The organism is uncultured Campylobacter sp. (assembly GCF_944323605.1).
Taxonomy (GTDB): domain Bacteria; phylum Campylobacterota; class Campylobacteria; order Campylobacterales; family Campylobacteraceae; genus Campylobacter_D.
Genome location: NZ_CALUTC010000024.1, coordinates 1 through 12,888, shown reverse-complemented (window position 1 = coordinate 12,888; position 12,888 = coordinate 1). Strand labels below are relative to the sequence as shown.

Sequence of the window (12,888 nt, the reverse complement as noted above, 5' to 3'; positions counted from 1 at the left end):
AAAGGAAATGAAATTATATAATAATAAGCTTAAAAGGAGTTTAAAATGAGGGTTTGTGGTTTTTTAAGGAAAGGTATGCTAGAATCGCTAATATTTAGAAAAAAACAAGGATTTTTTATGAAAATTTTTATTATTAGTTTATGTTTAAGTCTTTTTGTATTTATATCTTGTAGCACAGATGAAGTTGAAGATAAAAATGTATCTGCTTCTATTTCTGAGAATGAAAGCTTAAATTTTACTCTAGCTCTTAATAATGGTAAAAATTTAAATATCAAGGCAAAGGATGGTGTCTTAGAATTTGAGAATAATCAAAAAGCTACTATGTTTTTTTTTATAAGCACTTGGTGTGTGCCGTGTTTGGCTGAAATACCTCATTTAAATTCTTTGCAGGAAAAATACAAAGATAATTTTGATGTTGTTGCAGTTGTAATGGATGATGATAAAAACTTAAATTTGGCTGATTTTATACAAAAAAGCAGGATAAATTTTGCTGTTTCTTTTACTGATGGGAATTTTCTACTATCAAGAAGTATAGGTGGTTTAAATGGCATACCGACTATAGTTCTTTATAAAAGTGATGGAACTTTTTTTAATAAATATCTAGGCATAATCCCTCAAGAAATGCTTGATATAGACATACAAAAGGCTATAATGTAATGTTTGATTTTTTAAAAAAAACTTTAGCTTCTATATCTAAACAAAATGGCAAGGTTTCAAAGGAAATTTTGGAAGAAATATTATTAGAAGCAGATGTTAGCTATGATATAGTAGAGGAAATTTTGTATTATTTGCCTCCTGGGGATCTTGTAAAAAAAGAAGATTTGCTTAGAGTGATGTCTGCATATTTTATATATGATAAAAAAGAAGAAGAACAAAGTAAGCCCTTTGTTGAGCTGATTTTAGGCGTTAATGGAGCAGGAAAAACAACGACTGTTGCGAAACTAGCGTATTTATATAAAAAACAAGGACTTTCTGTTTTATTAGGTGCTTGCGATACTTTTAGAGCTGGTGCTACAAAACAGTTAAAACTTTGGAGCGAAAAACTTGCAGTAGATATAGTAATAAATGAAAATTCAAAAGACCCCTCATCTATAGCCTATGATAGCATAATAAAAGCTTTAAATAAAGGTTATGACAGGGTTTTGTTAGATAGTGCAGGTAGATTGCAAAATCAAAAAAATTTAAATGCAGAGCTTGAAAAAATTATTAGAGTTTCAAATAAGGCTTTAGAAAAAGCACCGCACAGAAAAGTGCTTGTTCTTGATGGAACTCAAGGAAATGCAGCCATAAGTCAAGCAAAGGTGTTTAATGAAATAATAAAATTAGATGCAGTGATAATAACAAAACTAGATGGCACATCTAAAGGCGGAGCTTTATTTAGCATAGCTAAAGAATTAGAACTTCCTATACTTTATGTAGGAGTAGGTGAAAAAGAAGATGATTTATTGAAATTCTCACCAGATGATTATGTAAAAACACTAGTAGATGGGATTTATGCAAATGAATAATATTTTTGTAAAAAACGTAAATTTCATACAAGATGAAAGCTTAAAACAAAGATTATTTAAAACAAAAGTTAGCAAATACCTAGTATTTAACGATACGGGGGGGGGGTATTTAGATATAAATATTTTTGACACCAAAGATAAAACTTTTCTTTATTCAGATACCCTATCTTTTTACAATATAAAGCTAGATTATTTTAAGCAATATAAAAAATATCCAATACTCTATTTTTACGGCTTTGGGCTTGGAATTTTTTATACTCTTTTATTAGAACAAAATGAAAATTTAAAGCATATCGTTGTTTTTGAGGATGATATAGAGCTTTTATTTACAGCTCTTAGCGAAGTTGATTTTTCTAAATATTTGCAAGAAAATAAAATCATACTTTTAAGTTCAAAATTTAACCTTTATGATTTATTTTCTCAAAGACCATTTTTTAGTTTTTTATTAGTTTATTTTTTAGATATTCATAGTGAATTTTATGATAAAAACATAGATAAAATACTAGCTTTACAACAAGAAATTTCAGGCACCATAAAACAAATTCGAATTTCAAGAGGAAATGATAGTGGTGATACCTTGCAAGGCATATCAAATTTTTTAGCAAATTTAAAAGATGAGATACAAAATCCAAGTTTAAAAGAGTTAAAGATTAAAAGGAAAAACGCATCAAAAACCGCCATAATAGTATCTACTGGACCATCACTTCATAAACAGTTAAATTTGTTGCGAGAGTATGAAGCAAAAGCTACTGTATTATGTGCTGATTCTGCTTACAGCATACTTTGCGAGAATGGTATTCAGTGTGATTATGTATTAATGACTGAAAGAAGTGAAGTAACAGCTAAGCTTTTAAAAAGAAATTTTGAAAAATTTGATCAAAACATTATCTTTGTAATGATGGGAGTGGTTCATCCTCTAAGTATAGAATTTCTAAAAAACACTAATAGAAAATTTATAATCATTCATCACAAAGATGATTTTACAAGTAAATTTAAACTTAAAGACTTTTGTGGATTTATTGTAGGTGCTTCAGTTGCACACAATGCGTTTTTGTTAGCAAAAGATTTGGGACATAAAAACATAATATTTATAGGTCAGGATTTAGCTTATGCAAATGATGGAGCTTCACATAGCAAAGGATACACTTACGGCGAATTTTTTGAAAGCGAATTTCAAAAAGAACAAACTATAGCTTATGGCGGAAATGGCTTTGTATATACAAACAGAATGTGGCAGTATTTTAGATATATCTTACAAGATTTTTTTAAGCAAGTTTTACAAGAAAACAGCGATTTAAATATAATCAATGCCACAGAAGGTGGGGCTAGGATAGATTTTACACAAGAGCTTTCTTTTAAAGAATGTAGTTGTTTTTTAGATAATACATTAAAAAAACCATTTAATAATTTACAAGCTCTTGACAAAAATATACAAGATAAGCTTTTTAAAAAGATAGAAAATGTAAAAAATGAGCTTTTGCAAAATAGTAAGGATTTTATATCGTTTTTAGAAACTAATATATCATATTTGCAAACATATATAAATAACGAAAATTATGATGTGCATATCATAAAAGATAGCCTTGAGGATATATTTATGCATACAGATAAGGAGTTAAAGAAATATCCGTGCTTTTATGGACTTACTATACCTTATTTTACCCAGCTTGAATTAAACACTTCAAAACTAAGCTTACAGCAAAATAGTGAGCTACAAATCATCGAAGAATACGTAAAATCATTAACTGTTTTGCTTGTAAGTATGAAACTTTTAAGAGAAATAATTAGCAAAAATATATAGAATTTTACCTTTTTTTGTATAATTATTCAAAACTTCAAGGATTTCTTATGAGAAAAATATCTTTTTTATTAGCTATTTTTTGTGCTTTGAACTTTGTTTTTGTTGTAAATTTGAGTGCAAAAGAAAGCAAAGAGTTATATATCATACACGGGTTTGGCTCTGATTCTTCATCTCACTGGTTTAAGTGGTTAAAAAACGAGCTTTTGAAAAAGGACAAGGATTTAAATGTCAAAATTTTAGACTTGCCAAATCCTTTTAAACCAAATCCAGATGAATGGCAAAAGAGATTAAAGCAACAAATTGCTTCTGTAAATGAAAATACTTATTTTGTAGCACACAGTTTGGGTTGCATAGCTTTGCTTGAGTATTTATCTTCTTTAAATGAAGATGCAAAAGTAGGAGGAGTATTGTTGGTAGGAGGTTTTTCAAAACCTTTGAGTATATTACCAGAACTAAATCCTTTTTTAAAAAGAGATGTGGAATTTACCAAACTTACAAAGATGATAAAAAATATCATAGTGCTATCTGCTAAAAATGATAATGTAGTTCCAACAGAGCTTAGTAAGGATTTAGCACACAGTTTAAATGCTAAATTTATACAGCCTGATGATGGAAAGCATTTTGGTGCTCGAAAGCCTCTTAGAAAAGCACCTATAATACTTGATATTGTAAGCAAACAACTGGATTTACAGTAATGCACTTATTTGAAATTTGTATAGAAAATCTAGAATTTAAAAGTATTATAGGTATTTTGGATTTTGAAAGAAAAAAAGAGCAAAATATAAGACTTAATGCTAAATTTACTTATGAATTTAATGGAGAATTTCTTGACTACCGTATGTTAAGAGATTTGATATTAAATTCTTTTCAAAATAAATTTGATACCTTAGAAAATGCTTTACTATATTTGCAAGAAAAAATAAAAATGAGTTTTAAAAATATAATATCTTTTGAGATAAAGATAACAAAGCCAGAAATCTTTTCAGACTGCTTAGTAAGCGTTAAAAGTAGTTATGAAAGGACATAATGCAAAGTGTTATAATTCTTGGTAAGCCAAATGTTGGCAAGTCCAGTTTATTTAATAGAATTGCTAAAAAGAAAATAGCTATAACAAGTGATATAAGCGGGACAACAAGAGATGTAAATAAGATAGAAATAATAATAAACAATAAAAAAGCTATACTAAAAGATAGTGGCGGTCTTGATGAAAGTAGCGATTTTTTTAAAAAGATAAAAGAAAATAGTTTGAAAATGGCTAAGGATAGCGACATAATCCTTTATGTTGTCGATGGCAAGAATTTACCAGATGATTATGATAGAAAAATTTTTTATTCATTAAAAAAACTAAATAAACCAATAGCCTTGCTTGTAAATAAAATAGACAATAAAAAGGACGAGCAAAGAGCTTGGGAATTTATGAATTTTGGAGTAAAAGAATTATTTTTTATCTCCGTAACACACAATATCGGTTTTGATGAGCTTTATGCTTGGCTTGAGAAATTTTTGATTTCTGAAGTCCTTAAAAGCGATGAAGATGAGAGTTTAGAAGATTTTTTAGATAATTTTGATGAAAGAACTTTTAAGCAAATAGATGAAAAACATATAAAAGTTGGAATTCTAGGTCGTGTTAATGTTGGTAAATCAAGTTTATTAAACGCTTTTTTGAAAGAACAAAGAAGTGTTGTTAGCGAGCTTGCAGGCACTACAATAGATCCTGTAAATGAAAGCCTTGTTTATAAGGATAAAATTATAGAATTTGTTGATACTGCAGGCATTAGAAAGCGAGGTAAAATTTTAGGACTTGAAAAATTTGCATTAAATCGCACTCAAAAGGTTTTAGAAGACGCACAGATTGCACTTTTAATTTTGGATGCACAAGAGGGTTTTAACGAGCTTGACGAGAGGATAGCTGGTATTTTAAGCAAAAACTACTTAGCTATCATAATAGTCTTAAATAAATGGGATAAAAGTGAGCTTGATTTCGATAAAACTGTCAAAGAATTAAGACTTGATAGATTCAAATTTTTAGCTTATGCCCCGATTATAAGCGTGTCAGCACTAAGCGGAAAGAGGGTAAATGTATTGCTTGATAAAATCCTAGAAGTTTTTGAAAATTATATACAAAAAATTCCAACCTCAAAGTTAAATTCCCTCATATCAGAAGCTACAAAAATGCATCCCTTGCCGCACGATAAGGGAAAAATTGTAAAAATTTACTATGCAACGCAGTATGAAATAGCTCCACCAAAGATAGCTTTGATTATGAATAGACCTAAAGCACTTCACTTTAGTTACAAAAGATATATTCAAAACAAGATAAGAGAAAATTTTAAATTAGACGGAGTGCCTTTGATTATAGCTACTCGTAAAAAGGGACAAAAAGAAGATGAATGAAAATTTAGTTTTAATAGGCTTTATGGGTTCTGGCAAAAGCTCAGTATCAAAAGCTTTAGCACTTGAGCTTGATAGATTCTTATTTGATAGCGATGAATTGATAGAGGCTAAATTTCAGATGACTGTTAGGGAGATATTTAACCGTTTTGGAGAGGATTTTTTTAGACGAGAAGAAGAAAAACTAGCTACTTGCTTTCTTTATATGAAAAATTCTATAATATCAACAGGAGGGGGTTTCGTAAAAGTAAAAAAATTAGATAAGCTTGGTAAGATAGTATATTTAAAGGCTGATTTTGATTTTTTAAAAAATAGACTTAGCAAAGAAGACCTAGAACAAAGACCTCTTTTTAATGACGAAAAAAAAGCTAGACAACTTTTTAATGAAAGATTAGCTTTGTATGAAAATTTATCAAATTTGACAGTTTGCGTAGAAGGAAAAAGTATAAAAGATATAGTTTATGAAATTAAAAAGGATTTAAAATGCGAATTCTAACGGGACTTCAGCCAAGCGGAGACCTACATATAGGCAATTATTTTGGTTCTTTAAAACAGATGATACAAGCCCAAGAAACAAGTGATATGTTTATATTTATAGCAAATTATCACGCTATGACTACTAGTAAAAACGCACAAAGCTTAAGAGAAAATACCTTAAAAGCAGCAGCCGCATATCTAGCTCTTGGCGTAGATGAGCAAAAATGCACTTTCTATCTTCAAAGTGATGTAAAAGAAGTTTTAGAGCTTTATTGGATACTTTCTCAATTTACCCCTATGGGATTGTTAGAAAGAGCACATAGCTACAAAGATAAGATAGCAAAAGGTTTAAATGCTAGTCACGGGCTTTTTTCGTATCCTGTGTTAATGGCGGCAGACATTTTACTTTTTGATGCTAAGGTTATACCCGTTGGAAAAGACCAAATTCAGCACGTAGAAATAGCAAGAGATATTGCCCTTAAGGTAAATAATGAATGGGGCGAGATTTTTACACTTCCAGAAGCAAGAATTGATGAAAACGTAGCCGTTGTAATAGGAACAGACGGTGCTAAAATGAGCAAATCATACAAAAACACAATAGATATTTTTGCTGATACAAAAACTGTTAAAAAGCAAATTTCTGCTATAATAACAGATAGCACACCATTGCAAGATCCTAAAAAATGGCAAGATTGCAATGTTTTTAAACTTTGTTCTTTATTTTTAAATGAGAACGAGCAAAATGCTTTAAAACAAAGATATGAAAGTGGTGCAGAAGGGTATGGTCATTTTAAAATGTATCTAAATGAGTTGGTATTTGATTATTTTAAAGAGGCTAAAAGTAGATATGATAAATTTTTGCAAAACCCAGGACAAATAAAGGAAATCCTAGATTTTGGTGCTAAAAAAGCTAAAGAAATAGCTAAATTAAAAATGCAAAAAATTCATGAAAAAATTGGACTGTAAGGAGAATTTATGCTTGATTTAAAAAGACTTCAAAATGACTTTGAACTTGTATCAAAAAAACTTGAAGCAAAAAAGGTAGATCCTTCTTTGCTTGCAGAATTAAAGGAGCTTTTTATCAAGCTAAAAGATGAAAGAAATAAACTTGAAAATTTGCAAGCTTTTCAAAACAAGTTTAGTAAGGATTTAGCAAATGCTGAAAATAAAGATAAATTAAAAAATGAATTAAGCGAAAACAAAGCAAAAATATCATCTCAAAACAAGATTGTAAGTGAGCTTGAAGACAAGCTCGAACAAATTTCTCACTCTATACCAAATTTGCCAGATGATGATGTGCCATTTGGTGATGATGAAAATGACAATGTAGAGCTTAAGAAGGTTTTAACTCCTGTTGAATTTGATTTTAAGGCAAAAGAGCATTTTGAGCTGGGAGAAGAGCTTGATTGGCTTGATTTTGTAAGAGGGGTTAAGATCGCTACAAGTAGATTTTGTGTATTGAAAAATGAAGGAGCTTTGCTAAATAGGGCACTTATAAACTATATGATAGATTTTAACATAAAAAGAGGCTTTTCCTTGATGAATGTGCCATATTTAGTAAATTCAAATACTATGTTTGGAACAGGGCAGTTACCGAAATTCAAAGACGATATGTATAAAAGCGAGGATGAAGATCTTTATCTTATATCGACATCTGAAATTTCACTTACAAATTTATATTCAAATGAAATTTTAAGCTATGAAAGCTTACCTATAAAAATGACAGCTTATAGTGCTTGTTTTAGAAAAGAAGCAGGAAGTGCTGGACGTGATACAAGGGGTATAATAAGACAACATCAGTTTGAAAAGGTTGAGCTTGTGAGCATAACAAGAGCCGAGCAAAGCGATATTGTTTTTGAAGAAATGTTAAGTTGTGCTAGTGATTTGTTAAGCTCTCTAGGTTTAGCACACAGACATTTATTGCTTTGCACTGGTGATTTGGGTTTTTCAGCAGCAAAAACAGTAGATTTAGAGGTTTATTTGGCTGGGCAAGACAAATATAGAGAGATAAGCTCTGTTTCTAATTGCAGGGACTTTCAAGCAAGAAGAGCAAAGATTAGATATAAAGATGAAAAGGGTAAAAATGTTTTAGCACATACTTTAAATGGTTCTTCTTTAGCTGTTGGAAGGACTCTTGTTGCTATTATGGAAAATTACCAAGAAAAAGACGGTAAAATTCGCATACCAGATGCACTTAGAAAATATTTTTAGAGTAGGATTTTATGGCTGAAGAAGTTGTTTTACAAAAAGATGATTCTAAAATAGAAAAAAGTAAAAATAGTATAGAAGAAGAAAAAAAAGAAAATGAAAAAGGCGACACTTTTGAAGAAGCAGAACGTGTTAGTATATTAAAGGATAAAAGGTTTATTTTCGCTCTTTCTTTGATGCTTGGTATATTGCTTTTATTGCTACTTGTTTTGTTTTTTATATCAAGTAAAAATAGAGATCCTTTTGAAGTATTCAAACCAAAGGAACAGCAGCAAACACAACAGCAAATAGATACAGAAAGTATGAAATTTGAAATGCAAAAAATAGACGATATGATACAAAAGGCAAACGCTTTGTATTTAAGAGGGGAAAGGGAAGAAGCCTTAAATATATATGAACAAATTTCAATATATAGCGAAGCCTTGTCCAATTACAATCTAGGTGTTTCCCAAATGGAACAAAAAAATTACAGTTTGGCTATGGAAAGTTTTAAAAAATCAATAGCAAGCAATGAAAATCAGACTATTTCAGCTATAAATGCCGCAGTTTGTGCTCTTTACCTAAACGATAAAGCTAAATTTGATTATTATATAGATCTTGCTTATGTGTATCTTTCAAATGAGGGTAATTCTAAACTTTTTTCCTACTATTTGAGCTTGATAAATTACTATAAAGGCTTATATCCAGAAGCATTACAAATGCTACAGCAAACAGATAATGAAAATTATATAGATGATGCAAAATATTTAAGTGCTAAAATTTATGCTAAAATGGGGCTTAATACTAGGGCTATAGAAAATTTAGAATCCCAAGGTGCTTATCAATCTTCATTGCCAATCGGTCTTTTGTATGCAAGAATAGGTCAATACGACAAGGCAAGACTTGCTTTAAGCGAAGCTATGAAAACCAACAGAGACTATAATCAAAGTGCAGCGGCATTGAATTTAGTAGATATAAAGACGGCAAGGTATTCTGATATGCTAAATAGATTAAAGCGATCTTTTGGAGGAAAAGAAAATTATATACTTGACTTTTATAAGATTAGAGTTAGATTAAATAGCGAATTAAGCGATATTAATATAGCTCAAAATAATTTTTCAAAAGATTTTATGAGCAATTTAAAAGAACAAGCAGATTTGCTTTTTTACTTTGCACCGTATCAAGTATTTGATGTAAAACAGGCGAGTATGTATATAAATAAAGCAAATGTTTCAAATTTTATACAAGATAATGAAAGCTCAAAATCTCTATTAGAAAATAGCAAATCACTATCATCGGTTAATATAAAATTAGCTAATATCATATCCTTAGCCATAAATGGAAAGCTTAGGATAGCAAATGATGAATTTAAAAAGTTATCTGATTCTTATAGCCAACATAGTATCTTGCATTTTAATCTAGGGCTTAGTTATGCCCAGCTTAGATATTATGATTTAGCGTTTAAACATTTTTCAAGCTCTTACCATTTAGACCCTAAAAACTATGAAGCGGGAGCTTTCGCAGTTTTAAGTGCTACTTTAAGCGGTAAAGATTCTACTAGATTGCTTAATGAAATCAATGAAAATATAAATTTAGACAAGGAATTTAAAGATAAAATTTACCAGTATATAATGCTCTTTGCAAAAGGCGATCACGTAGCTATGATACCATTTTTAGATGAGCCAGATGCTAATGCTTTTTCAATGATGTTAAAGATTATAACTGCTAAAAATAATGAGCTAAATAATGAACTTAGAGATAGAATCTATACTTTAAAAGAAAAATTCTCAGATGATTTGTTGGTAAATATATTATTTTTCAATGAAAATAATTATAATTTAAATATAAAAGAATATGCACAAAATGCACAACTTTATTTTAAAAATATTAATTATGATTATGACAAACTTTCAAATGGACCAACCGTTTTAAGGGATAATTATATAAGTATTATGCGAATTTCAGGGCTTTTAAACCAAGAAAGAGAAAAGATAAAAGAAAGATTGGCTATAAAAGACGAGAGCGCACAAGGGCTAAGCGCTACTCTTGCCTATATGGATATTTACGCAGGTCTTTTTGAAGAGGCATACGGACTTTACAATATACTTATAGAAGATTATAATATGAAAGATTCTGATACTTATTTTTTAGCGGCAGTTGCTGCTGTGGGTTCAAATAATCCAAACGCTGCCATAGCACTTTTAGAACTTTCCAAGCTAGAAGATGATTCTAATCAAGACGCTAGATTAGCACTTGCTTTACTATATCACGAAGTGCAAAATTATGAACCAGCGATATACCAATACGGACAAGTAAAAGACGGATTTTTAAGCAGCTTTTTTAGCTTTGATTTACGTAAGTAAGGCATTCAAAAATTTGAATGCCTAAATTTTAAGCATTTATGCTTACAGCTTTTCCTCCAAGCTCTTCTATTCTAGCACTAACCTTTTCTATAGCTTTATCTATAGTATCTTGGCTTATTTGAGGTAATTGCCCTCCCCAAAGTCTTTCAGCTTCTTCAAAGCCTCTTTTCATTCCTTCAAAACCAGCTTGTAATTTTTCTAAATCATCTCCAGCACCATTTATAACAAAATCAGCTATACGATTTGCTGTGTTTTCTACGCCGAAAAACCCATTTTCTCCCAAAAGCGAATTTAACTCGGCTGAATTCATAGCTAATGGATTTTTTCCCTCATATCCTATACTTGCAAAATCTATTTGAGAAAAAATATTAGCAACCTTAGCTGTAGATGATGAATTTATAAGATCTAGCAATGAACCTTGAGTGCTTGAGTTGCCCATTGTTATGTTTAAAGCTTGTTGTTGAAATTGCATAACATAGGCTTGTGATATAGCTTTTGCACCACCCATAGCTTGAATATCTTTTATTGTATCTTTGTTGATTTCACCATTGGCAAGACTTAAAATGTTTTTTTCAGTAACACTTTGCTCATCTTTGGTTTCAGGTGAATTTGCCTTACTTTCACTGACTGTTTTTGATGAAACAGCATTATAGCTGCTTGTATAACCTACCTGCATTTTTGCTCCTTTATATTTTAATTACTAAACTAATATCGACAAATTTTAAATTTATTTTATACAAAGAAATTTAAAAATAAAAGCAATTTTTAAATTTTTGATATAATGAGTGCTATTTTTTATAAGGATATCGTATGGCTTGTGTTTTGCAAATCGGTGCTGGTGGTGTTGGCGGTGTGGTCGCACACAAAATGGCTATGAATAAAGAGGTGTTTTCTCGCATTATCTTAGCTTCGCGTAATATCGCTAAGTGTGCGGCGATAGCAGATTCTATTCGTGCTAAGGGGCTAGGCGAGATAGAGATAGATAGTGTTGATGCAGATAAGGTTGAAGAAATCGTTGCTTTAATAGAAAAGTATAAGCCCTTTTTGGTCGTAAATGTGGCTTTGCCTTATCAGGATTTAAGCATTATGCAAGCTTGCTTAGAGACTAAGACGCATTATTTAGACACGGCAAATTACGAGCATCCAGACTCAGCGCATTTTGAGTATAAAGAGCAGTGGGCGTATGATACACGCTATAAACAAGCAGGGATTTTTGCCCTACTTGGCAGCGGCTTTGATCCGGGAGTTACGAATGTCTTTTGTGCCTATGCACAAAAACATTATTTTGATGAGATACATACTATCGATATTTTGGATTGTAATGCAGGAGATCACGGCTATGCCTTTGCTACGAATTTTAATCCAGAGATTAATTTGAGAGAAGTTAGCTCAAAGGCAAGATTTTGGACAAAAGATGATAAATTGGCATTAAATCAAGACTTAAAAAAGGACGCCATTTACCGCAAATTTGAGCGTGAAGAAAAGCATTTTAAACTAGAATCCAACACGCAGGATTTAAAAAATGAGAGCTATTTTGGTGGTCAGTGGCGAGATGTCGCCCCTCTTGCTTTGATGAAAGAATGGGAGTATCCTGAAGTAGGCGTGAAAAATAGCTATCTTTTATATCACGAGGAGCTAGAATCTCTTATAAGAAATATCAAGGGCTTACGCAGAATTCGCTTTTTTATGACCTTTGGCGAGAGTTATTTAACGCATATGAAATGCCTTGAAAATGTCGGGCTTTTACGCGTTGATGAGGTGGAGCATAATGGACAAAAAATCGTGCCTATTCAGGTGCTAAAGACGCTTTTACCAGACCCGGCTTCCTTAGCGCCCCGCACTAAAGGACAAACACACATCGGCTGCTATATAAAGGGCGTAAAAGATGGCAAAGAACGCACGATTTATATTTATAATATTTGCGAACATGAGGCTTGTTATAAAGAGGTAAATGCGCAAGGCGTAAGCTATACCACAGGAGTGCCAGCGATGATAGGAGCGAAGCTTATATGCGAGGGCAAGTGGGGAAATAATCAAGCTAAATTTTTAAACAATGCTAATAATGCTGATATGCCTCAAGGAGCGGAATTTCAAGGCATAGATTCTAACAATGGAAGCGGTGTGTGGAATATGGAGCAAAACGACCCCGACCCATTTATGC

General features: G+C 31.2%; 12 protein-coding genes. 11 read left to right on the top strand and 1 reads right to left on the bottom strand.

The genetic code is table 11. The annotated features are described in order from the left end of the window. Positions 1–117 precede the first annotated feature (117 nt). Genes Q0J35_RS08725 through Q0J35_RS08680 form a run of 10 tightly spaced genes read left to right on the top strand, consistent with a single transcriptional unit; the run spans position 118 to position 10,727 of the window. Positions 118–657 (top strand): TlpA disulfide reductase family protein, encoded by a 540-nt coding sequence (locus tag Q0J35_RS08725; protein WP_297195555.1) that lies wholly within the window; start codon positions 118–120, stop codon positions 655–657. Next, positions 657–1,508 (top strand): signal recognition particle-docking protein FtsY, encoded by an 852-nt coding sequence (gene ftsY, locus Q0J35_RS08720; RefSeq protein ID WP_297195553.1) that lies wholly within the window; start codon positions 657–659, stop codon positions 1,506–1,508. Before Q0J35_RS08725 ends, ftsY begins: the two co-directional genes overlap by 1 nt. After that, complete coding sequence (locus tag Q0J35_RS08715) at positions 1,501–3,309, top strand: 6-hydroxymethylpterin diphosphokinase MptE-like protein (protein WP_297195551.1); 1,809 nt, start codon at positions 1,501–1,503, stop codon at positions 3,307–3,309. Before ftsY ends, Q0J35_RS08715 begins: the two co-directional genes overlap by 8 nt. A 47-nt stretch (positions 3,310–3,356) precedes the next feature. Next, entirely contained in the window at positions 3,357–4,004 is a 648-nt protein-coding gene (locus tag Q0J35_RS08710) for an alpha/beta hydrolase (protein WP_297195549.1), read from the top strand. Next, positions 4,004–4,336, top strand: coding sequence for a dihydroneopterin aldolase (locus Q0J35_RS08705; protein ID WP_297195547.1), 333 nt, complete (start codon positions 4,004–4,006; stop codon positions 4,334–4,336). The genes Q0J35_RS08710 and Q0J35_RS08705 overlap by 1 nt, the downstream gene beginning before the upstream one ends. Beyond that, entirely contained in the window at positions 4,336–5,703 is a 1,368-nt protein-coding gene (der, locus tag Q0J35_RS08700) for a ribosome biogenesis GTPase Der (protein ID WP_297195545.1), read from the top strand. The genes Q0J35_RS08705 and der overlap by 1 nt, the downstream gene beginning before the upstream one ends. Beyond that, positions 5,696–6,196: a shikimate kinase gene (locus Q0J35_RS08695; protein ID WP_297195543.1), complete on the top strand. Its 501-nt coding sequence runs from the start codon at positions 5,696–5,698 to the stop codon at positions 6,194–6,196. Before der ends, Q0J35_RS08695 begins: the two co-directional genes overlap by 8 nt. Next, positions 6,184–7,143, top strand: coding sequence for a tryptophan--tRNA ligase (trpS, locus tag Q0J35_RS08690; RefSeq protein WP_297195542.1), 960 nt, complete (start codon positions 6,184–6,186; stop codon positions 7,141–7,143). The genes Q0J35_RS08695 and trpS overlap by 13 nt, the downstream gene beginning before the upstream one ends. A gap of 9 nt (positions 7,144–7,152) precedes the next feature. Next, positions 7,153–8,388 carry a serine--tRNA ligase gene (serS, locus tag Q0J35_RS08685; protein ID WP_297195540.1) on the top strand — a complete coding sequence of 412 codons (1,236 nt, stop codon included), beginning with the start codon at positions 7,153–7,155 and terminating at the stop codon, positions 8,386–8,388. 11 nt (positions 8,389–8,399) lie between these two features. After that, complete coding sequence (locus Q0J35_RS08680) at positions 8,400–10,727, top strand: hypothetical protein (RefSeq protein WP_297195537.1); 2,328 nt, start codon at positions 8,400–8,402, stop codon at positions 10,725–10,727. Between the two features lie 28 nt (positions 10,728–10,755). Here the strand turns inward: Q0J35_RS08680 and Q0J35_RS08675 are convergent, their stop codons facing one another. Continuing rightward, a complete protein-coding gene (locus Q0J35_RS08675) occupies positions 10,756–11,403 on the bottom strand; it encodes a hypothetical protein (RefSeq protein ID WP_297195536.1) in 648 nt (215 codons plus the stop codon). A gap of 134 nt (positions 11,404–11,537) precedes the next feature. On the opposite strand from Q0J35_RS08675, the gene Q0J35_RS08670 reads away from it, so the two are divergent. Continuing rightward, on the top strand, positions 11,538–12,888 hold a 1,351-nt coding region (locus tag Q0J35_RS08670), incomplete at its 3' end, for a saccharopine dehydrogenase family protein (RefSeq protein WP_297195534.1).